The 17,730-nt window shown below is 66.7% G+C and carries 17 protein-coding genes; 3 read left to right on the top strand and 14 right to left on the bottom strand.

Features of this window, described 5'->3' with window-relative positions; all coding sequences use genetic code 11:
* Positions 1-116: 116 nt before the first annotated feature.
* The 3 genes from P7B02_RS04985 to P7B02_RS04975 all read right to left on the bottom strand — a co-directional run bounded on the left by P7B02_RS04985 (position 117) and on the right by P7B02_RS04975 (position 3,398).
* Complete coding sequence (locus P7B02_RS04985; protein WP_277785227.1) at positions 117-1,448, bottom strand: hypothetical protein; 1,332 nt, start codon at positions 1,446-1,448, stop codon at positions 117-119.
* 249 nt (positions 1,449-1,697) lie between these two features.
* Positions 1,698-2,393: a response regulator transcription factor CtrA gene (gene ctrA / locus P7B02_RS04980; RefSeq protein WP_269715999.1), complete on the bottom strand. Its 696-nt coding sequence runs from the start codon at positions 2,391-2,393 to the stop codon at positions 1,698-1,700.
* 231 nt (positions 2,394-2,624) lie between these two features.
* Positions 2,625-3,398 carry a LytTR family DNA-binding domain-containing protein gene (locus tag P7B02_RS04975; protein WP_277785226.1) on the bottom strand — a complete coding sequence of 258 codons (774 nt, stop codon included), beginning with the start codon at positions 3,396-3,398 and terminating at the stop codon, positions 2,625-2,627.
* Between the two features lie 140 nt (positions 3,399-3,538).
* Between P7B02_RS04975 and P7B02_RS04970 the strand changes: the two genes are divergently transcribed.
* The 3 genes from P7B02_RS04970 to P7B02_RS04960 all read left to right on the top strand — a co-directional run bounded on the left by P7B02_RS04970 (position 3,539) and on the right by P7B02_RS04960 (position 6,368).
* The gene (locus tag P7B02_RS04970; RefSeq protein WP_277785225.1) at positions 3,539-4,540 is read left to right on the top strand and encodes an alpha/beta hydrolase family protein; all 1,002 of its coding nucleotides are present in this window, start codon (positions 3,539-3,541) and stop codon (positions 4,538-4,540) included.
* A gap of 68 nt (positions 4,541-4,608) precedes the next feature.
* Positions 4,609-5,940 (top strand): flagellar protein export ATPase FliI, encoded by a 1,332-nt coding sequence (gene fliI, locus P7B02_RS04965; RefSeq protein ID WP_277785224.1) that lies wholly within the window; start codon positions 4,609-4,611, stop codon positions 5,938-5,940.
* A 14-nt stretch (positions 5,941-5,954) separates the two neighbouring features.
* Positions 5,955-6,368 carry a flagellar FliJ family protein gene (locus P7B02_RS04960; protein WP_277785223.1) on the top strand — a complete coding sequence of 138 codons (414 nt, stop codon included), beginning with the start codon at positions 5,955-5,957 and terminating at the stop codon, positions 6,366-6,368.
* Positions 6,369-6,380: 12 nt separating this feature from the next.
* On the opposite strand, the gene P7B02_RS04955 is transcribed toward P7B02_RS04960, so the two are convergent.
* From P7B02_RS04955 to P7B02_RS04905, 11 genes are all read right to left on the bottom strand, one after another.
* Complete coding sequence (locus tag P7B02_RS04955; protein ID WP_277785222.1) at positions 6,381-6,761, bottom strand: DUF4282 domain-containing protein; 381 nt, start codon at positions 6,759-6,761, stop codon at positions 6,381-6,383.
* A gap of 160 nt (positions 6,762-6,921) precedes the next feature.
* Positions 6,922-7,449, bottom strand: coding sequence for a hypothetical protein (locus tag P7B02_RS04950; RefSeq protein ID WP_277785221.1), 528 nt, complete (start codon positions 7,447-7,449; stop codon positions 6,922-6,924).
* A gap of 111 nt (positions 7,450-7,560) precedes the next feature.
* On the bottom strand, positions 7,561-9,657 hold the full coding sequence (gene flhA / locus P7B02_RS04945) for a flagellar biosynthesis protein FlhA (protein WP_277785220.1): 2,097 nt from the start codon (positions 9,655-9,657) through the stop codon (positions 7,561-7,563).
* Positions 9,658-9,719: 62 nt separating this feature from the next.
* Entirely contained in the window at positions 9,720-11,099 is a 1,380-nt protein-coding gene (gene flbD / locus P7B02_RS04940) for a sigma-54-dependent transcriptional regulator FlbD (RefSeq protein ID WP_277785219.1), read from the bottom strand.
* A gap of 28 nt (positions 11,100-11,127) precedes the next feature.
* Positions 11,128-11,469, bottom strand: coding sequence for a flagellar motor switch protein FliN (gene fliN, locus P7B02_RS04935; RefSeq protein WP_277785218.1), 342 nt, complete (start codon positions 11,467-11,469; stop codon positions 11,128-11,130).
* Positions 11,470-11,473: 4 nt separating this feature from the next.
* Complete coding sequence (locus P7B02_RS04930; RefSeq protein ID WP_277785217.1) at positions 11,474-12,130, bottom strand: flagellar assembly protein FliH; 657 nt, start codon at positions 12,128-12,130, stop codon at positions 11,474-11,476.
* Position 12,131: 1 nt separating this feature from the next.
* On the bottom strand, positions 12,132-13,154 hold the full coding sequence (gene fliG / locus P7B02_RS04925; RefSeq protein WP_277785216.1) for a flagellar motor switch protein FliG: 1,023 nt from the start codon (positions 13,152-13,154) through the stop codon (positions 12,132-12,134).
* On the bottom strand, positions 13,154-14,818 hold the full coding sequence (gene fliF / locus P7B02_RS04920) for a flagellar basal-body MS-ring/collar protein FliF (RefSeq protein ID WP_277785215.1): 1,665 nt from the start codon (positions 14,816-14,818) through the stop codon (positions 13,154-13,156). Before fliF ends, fliG begins: the two co-directional genes overlap by 1 nt.
* 175 nt (positions 14,819-14,993) lie before the next feature.
* Positions 14,994-15,275 carry a DUF1153 domain-containing protein gene (locus P7B02_RS04915; protein ID WP_277785214.1) on the bottom strand — a complete coding sequence of 94 codons (282 nt, stop codon included), beginning with the start codon at positions 15,273-15,275 and terminating at the stop codon, positions 14,994-14,996.
* Positions 15,276-15,443: 168 nt separating this feature from the next.
* A complete protein-coding gene (locus P7B02_RS04910; RefSeq protein WP_277785213.1) occupies positions 15,444-16,907 on the bottom strand; it encodes a flagellar hook protein FlgE in 1,464 nt (487 codons plus the stop codon).
* Positions 16,908-17,006: 99 nt separating this feature from the next.
* Positions 17,007-17,723: a flagellar hook assembly protein FlgD gene (locus tag P7B02_RS04905; RefSeq protein WP_277785212.1), complete on the bottom strand. Its 717-nt coding sequence runs from the start codon at positions 17,721-17,723 to the stop codon at positions 17,007-17,009.
* Positions 17,724-17,730 lie beyond the last annotated feature (7 nt).

Raw genomic sequence — 17,730 nt, 5'->3', positions numbered from 1 at the left:
CGCTATGGTTGAGCTTTTGCCTTTAAAAGTTGCGAACACGCTCGCAAATGACGCAACGCGTGTGTCGGCTTAGGGTTGAGCGCCGCCACGATTTCGCGGCGGCGCTCGATCCTTCGTCAGGCCATCCAGGCCCCGTCGTCGTTGTAAGCGGCCACCAGCCCGACCTTGAACTGCGCCTGACCGTCGGCGAGGTCGTAGTAGAAGTTCTCGAGCGAGTTGGCGTACTTGCCCACGTCGGCCTTCACGGCCTCGGCCAGGATGTAGCCCACCAGAGCGGCCTTGGCGCCCAGGTCGACGTTGGTGTTGTTGATCCGCGTCGCCGCCAGTTCATCGAAGTAGGCCTTGCGGCCGACGATGTTGGCGATGGCGGCGTCGGTATCGACGCCGAGAGCCCGAGCTTCCTGGATGCCGATCACCTGGTCGTAGATGGACCGGGCGGCCTGAGCGAAGGTCATGTCGCCATAGCTCAGAGCGAACGACTTGGCGCTTTCACCCGCCAGGCCGAGAGCGGCGGAGAAGTTGATGTAGCGGTTCTCGAGGTTGAAGTTCGCGTAGTAGCTGTCCGTCAGATCGAAGGGGTTCAGCTCGTCGCTGGTGTTGACCAGGTAGTCGAGACCCTTGGCCGACGGAATTTGACCCGTGAAGAACTGGTAGGTCAGGATTGCCACCGAAGTGGTGCCGTCAGCGAAGTCGATGATCCGATCGACCGCCTGCTGGGTGGTCATGGTTCCGGCCGTGATGGCGGTCTTGAAGGCGTTGACCAGGGCCAGCTCGCCCGCCGGAGCCTTGGAGGAGGTCGGGTCGAGGCGGGTGACGTTCTGATAGGCGGTCATCAGGTCGAGGCGGACGTTCGGCGAGGCTGGGGTCCAGCCGTCGTTGCCGATGCCCGAACCGTCGTCGTTGTTGTCGCCGTTGTCGCCATTGGTGGGATCGTCGTCGTCGTCGCCACCGCCGTTGTCGTCATCATCGTCATCGATGTCGTCGGGGATCTGCGGGACGTTGACGCCCAGATCGATGTCGAGCCCGTCGTTCAGGTCGACATCGAGATCGACGCCGAGCAGGCCCGGCAGGATGTCCACGCCGACGCTGCCGTCGTCCAGATCGACGCCCACGCCGCCGGCCAGGCCGGGCAGGATGTCGATGCCGACGCCGCTGCGGGTGTCCACGGTGACGAGGCCGCCCAGCAGGTTGCCGACGCCGGGAAGGCCGCCGCCCGTGCCGCCGCCGGGCAGGATGCCGCCCAGACCGGGCAGAAGCCCGCCGAGACCGCCGCCAGAACCGCCGCCGCCATTGCCGGGCAGGATGCCGCCGAGGTCAGGCAGGATGCCGCCGAGGCCGCCGCCGGAACCGCCGCCGCTGCCGAAGCCGGGCAGGACCTCGACGTCGACCAGAGCGCCGCCGCCGAGCGTCACGTCGACGCCGCCGCCAAGCTGGGGCAGAATTTCCACGGTCAGGGAGCCTCCCTGACCATTCGTTCCGCTGTTTCCGCCGATATTAATCAGACCGAGAAGTGAAAAGGCCATGGTGTTTGCTCCCTTACAGCCAGGGAGAAGCACAACTCAGTTGGGCGAGCGCTGGTTGAAGAGTCACCCTTAAGTTGAGTCGACTGGGTGTTAACCAACCCGTTGAATGGCAACGCAAAACGCCCGCCGGCCAAGCCGACGGGCGTTTGCGATAGTCGAAGCTCGCTGGCGGGATTAGGCCGCCTGCATGCCTTCTTGCGGGTCGCGCAGAACGTAGCCGCGGCCCCAGACGGTTTCGATGTGGTGCTTGCCCTGGGCCGAGGCCGCCAGCTTCTTGCGAAGCTTGCAGATGAAGACGTCGATGATCTTCAGTTCCGGCTCGTCCATGCCGCCGTACAGGTGGTTCAGGAACATCTCCTTGGTCAGGGTCGTGCCCTTACGCAGGGAGAGCAGCTCCAGCATCTGATATTCCTTGCCGGTCAGATGCACGCGGATGCCGTTCACTTCGACGGTCTTGGCGTCGAGGTTCACCGTGATGTCGCCGGTCTTGATCACCGACTGGGCGTGGCCCTTCGAGCGGCGGACCACGGCGTGGATGCGGGCGATCAGCTCGTCCTTGTGGAACGGCTTGGTCAGATAGTCGTCGGCGCCGCCGCCCAGGGTCTTCACCTTGGTGTCGATTTCGGCGGTGCCCGACAGGATCATGATCGGGGTGTTGATCTTCGCGACCCGCAGGGTGCGCAGAACGTCCATGCCGCTCATGTCGGGAAGGGAAAGGTCGAGCAGGATGAGGTCGTAGTCGTAGATCTTGCCCAGATCGACGCCTTCCTCGCCCAGGTCCGTCGTGTAGACGTTGAAGCCTTCCGACTTCAGCATCAGCTCGATGGTCTGCGCAGTGGCGCTGTCATCCTCGATCAACAGTACGCGCATCAGCCCCTCTCAGCCCCCAACGACGGCTAAAATTTCCAAAGGATCGGCAAAGCTCGACCCCGCTCTCGCGACACATTGTGGGCGAGAGAATTTAAGATCGGTTAATGGTGAATGACCCTTCGGGAGAATCGTTAAGCTGATTTGCGAATCGTGAGCAAGCGGCGCCGGGACTCCGATCGCGATTTTTGTCACCGATTCTTTTGCCGCCCGGAGATCCAGTCACGGCAAGGCTTAGAGGGCGATCCAGCCCGCCGCCCGAAGCTTCGCCACACTGGCCCTGGAGACGGGCGCTTCGACGCCGTTGATCAGCTTCAGGCGCAGGTTCCGACCGTCTTCGATAACCTTAACCACGGCGTGGCGGGCCACCCACCAAGAGCGGTGGACCTGCATCCCCTCCAATCCGCCGAGCTCGCCCATGGCCTGGCCGAGGGACAGCAGCACCAGGTCGGAGCCTTGGGTGGTGTGCATGCGCACGTAGTGATCCTCCATCTGCAGGCAGAGGAGATCGCGTCCCAGACGGGGCGGCAGGCGGCGCAGGAAGGCGGGCTCCGACGGCGGGGCTTGCGGCTTGGCCGGAGCGGGGTCTGCGACGCGAAGCCGCAGGAAGGCGTAGGCCAAGACATAGACGAGCCCGATCAGCACCGACTGACCGTACCACTCCACCCAACTGATCCTGGCGATCGCCGGCCATAGCGTCGTGGCGAAGGCCTTCACCAAGGTGCAGAGCGGCGCGGTGGCGATCACCACGACGGCGGGGATCCAGATCCACATGGGAATGCGGGCGCGGCTCATCATCGGCCACAGGCCGCGCAGCAGCAGGCCGAAGCTGACCCCGCTCAGCAGGAAGCTGCCGACCCAGTAGCCGATCCGAACCAGGACCACGTCGTTGAAGTAGCTGCCGAAGGGGCCGATCAGGCCCATGACCACGCCCACGCCGGCGCAGACGCCGAGGTCTATCGCCCAGATGCGGGGAGAGTTCAGGTCGGAAGCCGGAATCGACGCCATCCCTCATCTATAGCCCGGCGTTCGGCGTGGAAAACCCGTCCGCCGGAGCGCGAACCCATTCGCCCACTGGCGAAGGCGTAGTGGCGAACGCGCGCTCGAAGGCTCAGCAGACGGAGGACGCAAACGCCGAAAGGAGCGCCATGTCCGTCGCCGCCAAATCCAAGGGTCTCGCCGCCGCCGCTCTGGCCGGAGCCCTGATGTTCGCCGCTCCCGCCCTCGCCGGTGCGGGCTTCCAGCTGGTCAAGGTTCCCGATCCCCAGGGCGGGACCATCGAGGTCGGGATCTGGTATCCCACCGACGCTCCGATGCGGAGCGTGCCCCTGGGCCTCAACAGGATGGAGGTCGCGCCCGGCGCGCCGATCAAGGGAACGGGCCTGCCGCTGGTGGTCATGTCGCACGGCCATGGCGGCTTCTTCGGCGGGCATTCCGACACGGCCGCGGCCTTAGCCGACGCAGGCTTCGTCACCGCCGCCCTGACGCACACGGGCGACAACTACGCCGACAAGAGCCGCTCCACCGAAGGCGCCAACCGACCCCGCCAGCTGCGGGTGTTGACCGACTACATGCTGAAGGACTGGGCCTCGCATGATCGCATCGACCCGCAACGGGTAGGGGCGTTCGGCTTCTCCATGGGCGGGTTCACCGTCACGGCCGCCATAGGCGGCGTGCCCGACGTGAGCAAGATCAACGACCACTGCCGCCTGCGGCCGCAGTTCTTCGATTGCCAGCTGGTTCATCACCAGCCCGCGACTCCCGCGACCTGGAACGGTTGGAAGAGGGACGAACGCATCAAGGCGGCGGTGATCGCCGCCCCGGCGGTGGGCTACGCCTTCACCCCGCAAAGCCTGGGCGCGGTGAAGATCCCGGTGCAGCTATGGCGGGCCGAGGTCGACCAGATCCTGCCGGAGCCGTTCTACGTGCAGCCGGTGCGCGAGAAGCTGGGCGCCGCGCCGGAATATCATCTGGCTAAGGGGGCCGGGCACTTCGAGTTCCTGCAGCCCTGCACGGCCGAGGCGATCCAGAGCCACGCGGACATCTGCGTCCCCGCCCCGGGCTTCGACCGGGTCGCCTTCCACCAGGACTTCAACCGCGAGGTGGTCCGCTTCTTCCGTGAAAATCTGGCCGTCGTTAACCGGCCTTAACGAGAGGTTTTCACTCATGGTTAACGAGCTTGCCCGCATGGTCGCCCCTCAAGTGCTGAGGGGCAGCTTTGCAGAACCTGATCGCCGCTGTTGAGCGCATCGATCCCCTGACCGTGTTCGGTCGCGTCGCGGGGGTGAACGGCCTGCTGATCGAGGCGCGCGGGGGGCTGACCCGCCTGTCCGTGGGCGCCCGGGTCGAGATCGAGCGCTATGGCCAGTCGGCCCTGCCGGCCGAGGTTGTCGGCTTCCGCGAGACCCGCGCCCTGCTGATGCCCTTCGGTCCGGTGGAGGGCGTGGCCCCCGGCGCCGAGATCAAGATCCGTCCCGAGGGGGCGGTGGTCCGCCCGACCGCCGCCTGGCTCGGCCGCATCGTCGACGCCTTCGGCGAGCCCATCGACGGGCTGGGCCCCCTGCCGCAGGGCGAGGCGGCCTATCCGCTGAAGGCCGCGCCGCCGTCGGCGCACGCCCGCGGGCGGGTGGGCGAGCGGCTGGATCTGGGCGTGCGGTCCATGAACGTCTTCACCACCACCTGCCGGGGCCAGCGCCTGGGCATCTTCGCCGGTTCGGGCGTGGGCAAGTCGGTGCTGCTGTCGATGCTGGCGCGTCAGGCGACCTGCGACGCGGTGGTGGTGGGGCTGATCGGCGAACGCGGCCGCGAGGTGCGCGAGTTCATCGAGGAGACCCTGGGCGAGGAAGGCCTGCGCCGCGCCATCGTGGTGGTGGCGACCTCGGACGAGCCGGCGCTGAAGCGCCGCCAGGCCGCCTACATGACCCTGGCCCTGGCCGAGTTCCTGCGCGACCAGGACATGGAGGTCCTGTGCCTGATGGACTCGGTGACCCGCTTCGCCATGGCCCAGCGCGAGATCGGCCTGGCCGCCGGCGAGCCGCCGACCACCAAGGGTTACACCCCAACGGTTTTCACTGAACTGCCCAAGCTGCTGGAGCGGGCGGGACCGGGGCCGATCCGGCCGGACGGCACCACGGCGGGGCCGATCACGGCGCTGTTCACGGTGCTGGTGGACGGGGACGACCACAACGAGCCCATCGCCGACGCCACCCGAGGCATTCTGGACGGGCACATCGTCATGGAGCGCGCCATCGCCGAGCGCGGCCGCTTCCCGGCGATCAATGTGCTGAAGTCCATCAGCCGGACCATGCCCGGCTGCCAGTTCCAGGAAGAGCGGGATGTGGTGAAGGGCGCGCGCCAGGTGATGGCCGCCTATTCGAACATGGAGGAGCTGATCCGCATCGGCGCCTATCGCGCGGGATCGGATCCGCAGATCGACCGGGCGATCACCCTGAACCCGGCCATCGAGGAGTTCCTGTCCCAGGACAAGGACGAGGCCACCAGCCTCGACGACTCTTTCCACCAGCTTTCAAGCATTCTCAACGCCGCGTGATGAAGACTGTCTAGATGACCAAGTGGGCCGCTTCTCTCATCCGCATCGCCAACTATGAGGTCGAGTCCCTGCAGAAGCGCCTGGGGGAGATCTCCGCGCGCCGGCAGGACGCCGAAATCCGCCTAGCCATGCTCGACGCCGAGGGGGAGGCCGAGATGCTGCGCGCCCAGGCGGACGCCACGGCCGGCTGGTACATGGTCGGCTACACCCAGGGTCTGAGCGTCCGCAAGGCGGAAATCCAGGCGCAGATCGACTCGATCAAGGTCGAGGAGAGCGGGGCGCGGGACGCCCTGTCGCGGGCATTCGAGGAGCTCAAGAAGTACGAGCAGGTGGCGGAAAGCGCCAAGCTCGCCCGCCAGAAGAAGGCGGACGCGATCGAGACCGCCCAAATGGATGAGATGGGTCTGAGGAAGACCGGGACGCGCTAGGTCCCGCGCTAATCAGGCTTCGTCCGGACGCGCCCGGGGAATGATCGCGGTTTCGGCGTCGTGCGACTGGCGCAGGGAGCGCAGGTCGTCGCTGATGCGGAAGATGGCCACGTAGAATTCGCAGAAGGCGCGCCACAGCAGCGCCATGGCCCCGGCGGCCAGAAGGCCGGCGATCAGGACCGGAAAGGCCAGAAGGATGGAGCCCAGGCCGGGCTCCTTCAGCGCCAGGCCGACAGCGGCGCCGACGACCGAGAAGGCGAACAGGGCGATGACGCCCAGACCGGCCCAATAGACCAGATGGATAACCTGGCCGGTGACCAGGCGGTCAAAGGTCAGAAGATCCCAGATCAGGCCGGCGGAACCGCCGCCCGCCGATCGTTTCGCCGCAGGCATTTGCACCAAGAACCCTTCTCGTAGCGTGGTCTCTTAACCGCGCTTGCGGGCATGGCTACCAGCCGAAGCTTGCGACGGCAATGGTTCGCGCGTCGCACCAGTGGCTGAAAAGGGGAAGGCCGCGACGCAAGCGCGCCGCGGCCCTGGAGGATGGGTTTCCCTACGACTTCGGCGCCATGCCGGCGGCCGCGGCCAGGATCTGGGCCTTGGTCACCGAGGCGACCAGCTTGCCGTCCTGGCTGGCGATGGCCGTGGCCGGAAGGCCCAGGGTCTTGCCGTCGACGTTCACGGCGACGATCTGCTGACCGCCCTGCTCGTAGGTCTTCTCAACCGTGCCGACCTGACCGCCCGCCGGGTCCCAGACCTGGGCGCCGGCCGTGAAGGTGGTGCTGCTGGTCGTGGTGGTGGTCGACGAGCTGGGCTGAGCCGCGGTGTCCGCCGCGGTGGCGTCCGTGGTCTCGGTCGTGGTCGTGGTGGTGCTCGCCGCCGGCGGGGTGGCGGCCGTCGGAGCCGCATCCGTGGAGGTCGTCGTGGTCGTGCTTTCCGTCGTGGTCGGCGGAGTCGTGGCGGTCGCCGGCTTAGTGGCCGTGGTGGTGGTTTGAGTTGTGGTCGTAGCGTCTTGCGCGTGAGCCACGGCCGCCATCGACAGAGCGGCGGCAGCGACGGTCGCCAGCAGAGTGCGTTGCATGAGGTGCTCCAAAAAATTCATCGAAACGCCTCCCCCATGCGAAGACCAACGCGGCCGCGTTCAGGGACGTTCCCAAATTATTTCGGATTGTTTCGGTCGCCGGGCGGCGGATCAGATCATGCCGACGGTCTTCAGGCGAGCCCGGGGATGGATCTCGCTCTGGCTCATCACCACGGTCTGGCCGCGGAAGCGTTCGATGATCGAACGCACATAAGGGCGGATGCCTGGGCTGGTCAGAAGCACAGCCGTATCGCCTTGCAGGGCGGCCTGTTCGAAGGCCTCGCGGACCTCGCCGATGAAGGCCTGCAGGCGCGACGGGGCCAGGGCCAGCTGCTTGTCCTCGCCCGGCCCGACCAGGGCGTCGCCGAAGGCGTTCTCCCATTCGGCGGAGAGGGTGATGATGGCCAGGGCGCCGTCGTCACCGCGGTTGGCCCAGCACAGCTGCCGGCCAATCTTGGCGCGGACCTGCTCCACCAGGGTGGTGAGCGAGGAGGAGTGGGTCGCCGCTTCGCCGATGCCTTCCAGGATGGTCGGCAGATCGCGGATGGAGACGCGCTCGCGCAGCAGGGACTGCAGCACGCGCTGGACAGTGGTGGCGGTGGCCAGGGACGGGATGACGTCGTCCACCAGCTTCTTCTGCTCGGCAGGCAGCTCCTTCAGGAGCTTCTGCACCTCGGCGTAGGAGAGCAGGTCGGCCATGTTCTCCTTGAGCAGTTCGGTCAGGTGCGTGGTCAGGACCGTGGCCGGATCGACGATGGTGTAGCCGCGGAAGGTGGCTTCCTCACGCAGGCTGTCGGCGACCCAGGTGGCCGGCAGGCCGAAGGCGGGCTCGCGGACGTGCTCGCCCGGCAGCTCCACCTGACCGCCGCGCGGGTCCATGGCCATCAGGTGGCCCAGGCGGACCTCGCCGGCGCCGACCTCCATCTCCTTGATGCGGATGGAGTAGCCGCTGTTGGGCAGGCGCATGTTGTCGAGGATGCGGACCGGCGGCATGACGAAGCCGAAGTCCGTGGCCAGGGTCTTGCGCAGGGCGCGGATCTGGTCGGTCAGGCGGCGGCCTTCCAGGTCGTTGATCAGCGACAACAGGCCGTAGCCCAGCTCGATCTTCACGTCGTCGATGGCCAAGGTGTTGGAGATCGGCTCGTCTTCCTGCGCCGCTGCTTCCTCCAGCGGGGCCAGGGCGTCGGCGGCGGGGCTCAGCTTGGCCTGCCCGCGCTTCCAGGCCAGGTAGCCGGCGCCCAGGGACACAGCCACGAACGGGATGATCGGCATGCCCGGGATCAGGGCGATGACGCCCGACGAGGCCGAGACCATGCCCAGGCTGACCGGGTTCATGGCCAGCTGATTGACCAGGGCCTTGTCGGCGGAGCCCTCGACGCCCGCCTTCGACACCAGCAGGCCGGCGGCGATGGAGATGATCAGGGCCGGGATCTGGCTGACCAGGCCGTCGCCGATGGTCATGAGGGTGTAGGACGAGGCCGCCTGACCGATCGGCACCTTGTGCTGCAGCACGCCGATCAGGATGCCGCCGACCACGTTGATGCCGGTGATGATCAGGCCGGCGACGGCGTCGCCCTTCACGAACTTGCTGGCGCCGTCCATGGCCCCGAAGAAGGTGGACTCCTGCTCCAGCTCCTTGCGGCGCAGCTTGGCGCCTTCCTGGTCGATCAGGCCGCTCGACAGGTCGGCGTCGATGGCCATCTGCTTGCCGGGCATGGCGTCCAGGGTGAAGCGGGCCGACACCTCGGCGATGCGGCCCGAACCCTTGGTGATGACCATGAAGTTCACCAGCACCAGGATGATGAAGACGATCACCCCGATGACGAAGTTGCCGCTCATCATCAGATTGCCGAAGGCCTGGATGATGGCGCCGGCGCCGTGAGCGCCCTCGTGCCCGTGGCTGAGGATCAGGCGCGTGGAGGCGATGTTCAGGCCTAGCCGGAACAGGGTCGCCACCAGCAACACGGTCGGGAAGGAGCTGAACTCCAGCGGCCGCTTGATCAGCAGCGCCGTCATCAGGATCAGCACGGAGCTGGTCACCGAGAGCGACAGCAGGATGTCCAGCAGGAACGGCGGGACCGGCAGGATCAGCAGGACGATGATCGCCGCGATGCCGATCGCCAGGCCGACCTCGCCGCGCAGCAGCCACCCCAGGATGTCCTTGGGGTTGAAGCCGTTCGAATTTGCGTTGAGGCCGACGTCGGTCATTGACTGCTCACACGCTCAGATTCCCGCCTCCCGCCCAAGCGAAAAGAGGCGGGAGAGAGGGATCAGGCGGCGTTCCCCACGCCAGCCTGCGGGGCCGGCACGTCCACGCCCGCTTCGGAATATTCCTTCAGCTTGTTGCGCAGGGTGCGGATCGAGATGCCCAGGATGTTTGCCGCGTGGGTGCGGTTGCCCAGGCAGTGCTGCAGGGTGTCGAGGATGAGCTGCTGCTCGACCTCCGAAACCGTCTGGCCCACGAAGGAGCGCTGGACGGCCTCGGCGGCCATGGAGGCGCTGCGGGCGACGTTGTTCTCGCCGCCGCCGGCGGCCGTGGCCGACATGGGCTGGCCGTCGGGGAGGCGGATCGCGAACTCGCCGATCTCGTCGCCGGAGGCCAGCAGCACCGCGCGGTGCATGGCGTTCTCAAGCTCGCGCACGTTGCCGGGCCAGCGGTGAGCGGTCAGGCGGCGCTTGGCCTCGGCCGACAGCGGACGTTCGGGCATGCCGTTGGCGGCCGCGTACTTCTTCACGAAGTGCTCGCACAGGGCGAGGATGTCGCCCGGACGCTCGCGCAGGGCCGGCAGACGCAGGTTCACCACGTTCAGGCGGTACAGCAGGTCTTCGCGGAACGTGCCGTCCTTCACCGCCTGAGCCAGGTCGCGGTTGGAGGTGGCCAGGATGCGGATGTCCACCTTCACCGGCTTGGCGCCGCCGACCCGGTCGATCTCGCGCTCCTGGATGGCGCGCAGCAGCTTGGCCTGCAGGCGGGCGTCCATCTCGCTGATTTCGTCCAGCAGCAGGGTGCCGCCGTCGGCCTCCTCGAACTTGCCGATGCGGCGGGCCAAGGCGCCGGTGAAGGCGCCCTTCTCGTGGCCGAACAGCTCGCTTTCCAGCAGGTTCTCGGGGATGGCGGCGCAGTTGACGCTGATGAACGGCTTCTGGGCGCGGCGCGACTTGGTGTGGACGTAGCGGGCCATCACCTCCTTGCCCGAACCGCTTTCGCCGGTGATCAGGATCGAGGCGTCGGAGGGGGCCACCTGATCGCACAGGGCGATGACCTCGCGCATGGACGGGTCGGCGGCGATCATCGGGCGCTCGTCATCGCTGACGGCGGCCAGGACGGCGGCGATCAGCTCGGGCTCGGGCGGAAGGGGGATGAACTCCTTGGCGCCGGCGCGGATCGCCTCGGCGGCGCGGCGGGGATCGGCGCCGACGCCGCAGGCCACGACCGGCACCCGGATGCGTTCGGCCTCGTTGGCGGCGATCAGGCTGGCGATGTCCAGCTCGTAGTCCACCATCAGCAGGTCGGCGCCCTGGCCCGAGCGCAGGGCCTGGGTGGCCGCCGCCGTGGTCTCCACGTGCGAAACCTTGGCGCCTTCGCTCATCGCCATCTTCACGGCGAGGGAGAGCTGCCCGTTCAGTCGTCCAACGACCAGAAGCCGCATGTTCGTTCTCCTTCTCGACAGCCCGCCCTTAGGCGTTGCTGTCGCCGTCCTTGATGATTTCGGTCATGGTCACGCCCAGGCGTTCGTCGACGACGACGACCTCGCCCCGGGCGACCAGGCGGTTGTTCACGTAGATGTCGATGGCCTCGCCGACCTTGCGGTCCAGCTCCAGCACGCTGCCCTGATTGAGCTTGAGCAGCTGGGCCACCGACAGGTGGGCCTTGCCGAGCACGGCCGAGATGCTGACGGGCACGTCGAAGACCGGCGCCAGGTCGGACGCGATCTTGTCGTCGTATTCAATGGCCATCTCGGTCGCGAGGGTGTCCTCGGGGCCGAATTCGTCGAGCGTGAGGTTCGGTTCATCGACCATGGGGTCAGCCTTCCGAGTGGGCGGCGGTCAGGGGTTCGGCGTGAAGGCCTTCGGCCGCGAGGGCGGCGTTGAGGGCCTCGGCGGTGCGGGCGGCGGTGGCGGGCGGATCGAAGGCGGCGCGGCCGTCGGCCCAGTCCAGCATGAAGGCGGCGCGCGGCAGGTTGGGATCGGACTTGGCGATGATCTGGCCCGAGAAGCCGGCGTTGGCGGCGGCGTCCTCCAGGGCCGCGCTCATGCGCTCCAGCAGCTCTTCCGGCACGCGCAGCACCAGGCGGGGCTGCTGCTCCAGCTCGCGGGCCAGGCCGTCGATGGCGGCGCGCAGGGCGGCCTCGGGGAACATCTCCAGCGCCGCGTCGGCGATCTTGCGGCCGCAGGCCAGGGCCAGGGCGGCGGAGCCGGCGCGATGGTCGTGCGCCACCTGGGTCAGGCTGGCCAGGGCGGCGCGCGCGGCGTCGGCGGTGGCGCGCAGGGCGATGGCGGCGGCTTCCTCGGCCCGGGCCACGGCGGAACGCTCGCCCTCGGCGAAGGCGGCGGCGCGCAGCTCGGCCACTTCTTCTTCGGTGAACAGCTTGGGCTTTGGCGGCGAGTAGGCCACGGCGCCGGTGTTGTCGAACACCGTGTCGAAGGCGAACTTGCGATGGGCGGGCTGCGGGCTGGTCATGTCAGTAGATCAGCTCGTCGTCGCCGCCCTGGCCGGCCAGCATGATCTCGCCCTTGGCGGCGAGGTCCTTGGCGACCTGGACCATGGCGACCTGCGCCTGGTCCACGTCGCGCAGGCGCACGGGACCCATGGTCTCCATGTCTTCGCGCATGATCTTGGCGGCGCGTTCGGACATGTTGGAGAAGAACATCTCGCGCAGGCCGTCCGAGGCGCCCTTCAGCGCCAGGGCCAGCTGGTCCTTGTCCACGGCGCGGAGCAGGGTCTGCACGCCGCCCGGATCCAGCTTGCCCAGGTCTTCGAAGACGAACATCAGGGCGCGGATGCGCTCGGCGCTGTCGCGGTTGCGCTCTTCGAGGGCGGCGATGAAGCGGGCTTCGGTCTGGCGGTCGAAGTTGTTGAAGATCTCCGCCATCATTTCGTGGCTGTCGCGCTTGGACGTGCGCGCCAGGTTCGACATGAATTCGGTGCGGAGGGTCTGTTCGATCTTGTCGAGGATCTCGCGCTGGACCGGCTCCATCCGCAGCATGCGGGTGACGCATTCCAGGGCGAAGTCTTCCGGCAGCGAGGCCAGGACGCGGGCGGCGTGGTCGCTTTTGACCTTCGACAGCACCACGGCGACGGTCTGCGGGTACTCGTTCTTCAGGTAGTTGGCGAGCACGCCCTCGTTCACGTTGCCCAGCTTGTCCCACATGGTCCGGCCGGCCGGACCACGGATCTCCTCCATCAGCGCCTCGACCTTTTCGATCGGCATGAAGGAGGACAGCAGGCGCTGGGTCTGTTCGTAGGAGCCCATGATCGCGCCGGTCGAGCTCATGCCCGACACGAACTCGACCAGCAGCTCTTCGACCACCGAGGCCGAGACGGTGCCGAGCGAGGCCATGGCTTGGGAGACTTCCTTGATCTCCTCGTCGTCCAGGGCTTCCCAGATGGCCGTATGCTCTTCGCCCAGCGCCAGCAGGACGATGGCGGCCTTCTCCGGGCCGGCCAGGTTCTTGATGTCGTCGACCGCCTTGAGCTTGGCCATCAGTTCGACTCGTGCAGCCAGCTACGGAGGATCGCGACGGATTCCTCCGGGTGCTTCTCGACGAACTCGGACACGCGCTTGATGGAGGAGGCCTTCACCTGGCCTTCGATCTTGGCGATGTCGATGCGCTGGTCGAACTCCGATTGCGGACCAGGCAGGGCGAGAGCGTCCTCTTCGGCCGGAACCTGGATCATCTGGGTGCCGCCGTCCGGCATGGTGACCAGACGGGTGACCATGGGCTGCGCGCCGTCCGCCGCGATGGCGGCCAGGTTCTGGCCCGGCGTCAGCGCGGCCTTGGGCTTCATCATCGGGCGGATGACGAAGAAGATCAGCAGGGCGGCGACGACGCCCAGAACGCCCAGCTCCACGGCGCGCATGATGTCGTTTTTGTCGAAGCCGTTCAGCGGGCTGGCGGCGGTGACGCCTTCACCCGGATCGCGGGCGAAGCGGACATTGACGACGTTCAGCTGGTCGCCGCGGTTCTGGTCGTAGCCGACGGCGGCGCGGACCAGTTCCTGGATGCGTTGCATCTCTTCGGCGTTGCGCGGGGTGTAGGCGCCGGGTTCGCCATTCTCGCCGGGAGGGGCGGTGACGCCGTCGACGGCCACGGCCACCGAGATCTTGCGGATCTGGCCAGGCTCCACGACCTCGGTCCGCATGGTCTTGGAGATTTCGTAGTTGGTGACGCTGTCGGCGCCGCGCGAGTTGGAGCCCAGGGCCTGAAAGCCGTTCTGACCTTGCTGGCCCGGGATGTTCGAGGCTGCGGTCGCGCCGACGCTCTCTTCCTGGCGGCGCTCTTCGGCGGTCTGTTCGTTGGTGCTTTCCGAGCGGATGACCTGGCCTTCCGGATCGAAACGCTCTTCCTGAAGGGTGACGCGGTTCAGGTTCAGGTCGGCGGAGACGTTGACGCGGACATTGCCGGCGCCGACCACGCCCTCGACCAGTTCCTTGACGGTCTTGGCGATACGGGCCTCGACCTCGGACTTGCGGTCGTCAGCCATCTTGCCGCCCAGGCCGTCGCCGCCCTCGGACAGGGTCTTGCCGTGCTGGTCGATGACGGTGACCGCGTTGGCCTGAAGGTTCGGCACGGCGCCGGCCACCAGGTTCTGAACGGCGCGGACCATGTCTGCCGACGGACCGCGGGCGCCGACGCCGATGGTCACGGCGGCCGAGGGACGCTCGGCGTCCTCTTCGAACAGTTGGCGCTTGGGCAGGTTCAGGTGGACGCGGACGGAGCTGACGCCGTCCAGGGCGCGGATGGTGCGGGCCAGTTCGCCTTCCAGCGCGCGCTGACGGTTCAGTTGCTGCACGAAGTCGGTCTGGCCGAGGACGTTGTTGGAGTCGAAGATCTCGTAGCCCACGGAGCCGGAGGTCACGAGGCCCTTGCCGGAGATCAGCAGGCGGGTGGAGGCGACCTTGTCGCGGGCGACCATGATGGTCGAACCGTCGCCCTTCAGGCTGTACTTCACGCCGGCCTGGTCGAGGGCGGAAGTGACCTCGGAGGCTTCCTTCAGGTCGAGGTTGGAATAGAGCAGGGACTCGGGTTCACGGGTCACCATCATGACGATGGCGATCAAGGCCGCGGCGACGCCCGCGCCTACGCCGATCAGCGTGGCGAGCCGGCCGATGCCGAACTTCTGAATGGCGCCTGTAAACTTTTCCACGCGCGCCTGACCCCCTCGGTCGGGAAGACGCACCGCCTGCGTCCTCCGCTAGGCAGGATTTACCCAGTGCAGGGTAAACCAATGGTTAATTTCCGTTAGGCGACTCCTTAACGCGCAGCGGCCGCGTCCCTTGTCAGGACGCGGCCGCGTGGCAGTTCAGCCCGTTAAGGGTTGACTAGCGGTACTGCTGCAGCCGCGTCGTGCGCAGGCCCGCAAGGCCATGGCGTTCGATCGACTTCTGCCAGCCAGCGAACTCTTCGCTGGTCAGGCGATAGCGCTCGCAGGCTTCTTCGAGCGACAGGAGGCCGCCGCGGACAGCCGCGACGACTTCCGCCTTGCGGCGGATGACCCAGCGCTCAGTCGCGGCCGGCGGCAGGTCCGACAGCGTCAGCGGCGCGCCGGTCGGACCGATCACGTACTTTTCGCCCCGGCTATTGATGCGTTGCTCTTGCAGCATCGTTCCTACGCCCTTCTCAACATCACAATTGAGAACGGAACATAGGCGCCGGGCGATAACAGCGACTTAATTGCGATAGTAAAAATTCCACTAAGGCGCTGCACTGCGTTTGTGTTCTCTATTGTTCCGAGGTGAAACACTCGAATTAAACTCCGTTAAAGAGAGTAATTACCTCTTAATGTTCAGGAGTTGCTCAAGCATCTCGTCGGCGGTGGTGATGATTTTCGATGCCGCAGAGTAGGCGCGTTGCGTGGTGATCAGGCCGGTGAACTCAGTGGAGAGGTCGACAGTCGACGCTTCCAGAGTTGAAGGATCGATCTCACCAGCGCCGCCGGCCCCGGGAGCCTTCAGGGTGTAGGTGCCGCTCTCGCGGGACACTTGGTAAGCGTTGCCGTTTTGCGAGATCAGGGCGTCGGGGTTCGAGAACGTGGCGATGGCGACCTGGGCCAGGCGGCGGGTCGTGCCGTTCTCGTAAATGGCGGTGACGTAGCCTTCCTTGTCGATCTGCACGTCGGCCAGAACGCCGAAGGGGGTGCCGTTGGCCGAGATGTTCTGGGCTTCCGACAGGCTGGAGAACTGGGTCAGGCCGCCGGGGGCGGTGGTCAGGTCGATCTGGATGTTCTGTTCCGCGATGCCCAGGGCCGTGGCCCACTTGGGACCGGTGGCCGCGGCGTCGTCGGATGCTGCGATGTTGATCATGGGCGGATTGCCGCCGCCGGCGCCGGGGAACAGGCCGCCCAGGGTCTCGTCCGCGGTGCTGATGGTGCCGTCCGGATTGAAGTTGACCGTACCGCTGGCGATCTTGCCCAGGTTCGGTGCGCCGCCGTCGTCGATGATCGACGGGTCGCCATAGACTTCCACCACCCAGGTGTTGGCGTCACCGTGGCGCATGAAGGCCATGGTGATGTTGCGCTGACTGCCCTGGGAGTCGGAGACCGGAATGTTGATCTCGAAGTCCGGCTCCAGGCCGCTGGTGCCGCCGGTGGCGTGCCATTCCGCCATCTGGTTGGCGTCGGCCAGATTGTAGTTCTCTTCGCCAGGATCGTAGATCCCGTCGCCGTTGCCATCCGTCCAGAAGGTGGTGGTGGGCTGCTGGTTGCTCAGGTTGGCGCTGATGGCCACGCGGGTCGTCGCCTCGGCGGTGCCTCCGGTGCCGGAGACGTTGATGGTGTCCAGCTGGCTCAGGTCGGACGGATCGGTGGTGATCTCGCCGGTCAGGTTGTCGGCGAGCCAGCCCTGCAGATAGAGGCCGGCGTCGTTGCGCAGATAGCCAAGGTCGTCGATCACGAAGGCGCCGGCGCGCGTGAACAGGCGCTGGTCGGTCGGCAGGTTGTTTTCCGACTTCGTGGTGGTGACGAAGAAGCCCGAACCGCTGATCGCCAGATCGAGGTTCGAGGAGGTCCCCATGTGGTTCCCCTCCTGCCGCACGTACTTGTGCGTGATGGCCTTCAGGCCGCCAGCCGAGTAGTTCGAGGCCTTGGAGCTGGAAGTGACCAGCGAGGAGAAGTTGGCCGTCGTGCGCTTGTAGCCGACGGTGTTGACGTTCGCGATGTTGTCGGAGATCGCGGCGAGGGCCGACGAATTCGCGACCAGGCCGGAGACGCCGGCGAGCATGGCGCTGTTGATGCTCATCTCAATGGTCCTTCAGGATGACTTTGGTCTTCCAGCGCTGTTTGCGGTTGCGGCCCTTGGGGCCGCGACGGCGCCGTTCTGGCGCCCGTGTTGATGGGTTCAGGTGTCTGCGTCGGTGTCGGTCTGAGCCGGCGGAGTGGCCATGCCGATCACAGAGCTCATCGGCACCTTCTTGCCGTTGACGGTGAGGACGGACTGGCCGCCCTCAATGGCGACGGAGGTCGCCAAGCCGGTGATGTTGGTGGTCGCGTCGACCGCGCCGCCGGTGGCGTTCATGGCCTTGACGCGCATCGTGTAGGACGTGCCCTTCTTGGCGTAGATCGGCTTGCCGTCCTCGCCTTGGCCGAGCACGCCGTCCCAGCTGTAGGTGTGCGACCCCTTCTTGTTGGCGTCGCCTTCCGGCTCGACGGTCTTCACCACCTTGCCGGCGGAGTCGACGATCTCAAGCTTGCTGTACTTGGCGTCGGCGCCGAGATCGTAGGTCCAGGTCGCCTTGCCGGTGTCGCCGATGCTCTGCTGGGCTCCGTCAGCGATGATCATCTTGCCGAGCATGCTCGCGGATTCATTGAGGCCGCCGTCGTTCATGCCGACCAGGGCGGTCAGCAGGTCGTTGGTCATCAGCTGTTGCTCGACGCCGACCATCTGCACGGTCTGGGTGACGAACTGGGTGGAATCCACCGGGGCCAGGGGGTCCTGGTTCTTCAACTGGGTTGTCAGCAGGGCGAGGAACGTCTCCTGGCTGCCGGCCAGGGTGTTGCGGGAGTTCGCCTGGCGGCTGGCGATGGAGGTCCCGTTAGCGGCGACGGCGTCTACCATGGTCCTA

Origin of the sequence: Caulobacter segnis (genome assembly GCF_029543125.1) — a bacterium.
In the GTDB taxonomy this organism is placed as follows: domain Bacteria; phylum Pseudomonadota; class Alphaproteobacteria; order Caulobacterales; family Caulobacteraceae; genus Caulobacter; species Caulobacter segnis_D.
The sequence above is the reverse complement of the archived record's forward strand: the minus strand, read 5'-3'. Positions and strand labels throughout refer to the sequence as shown.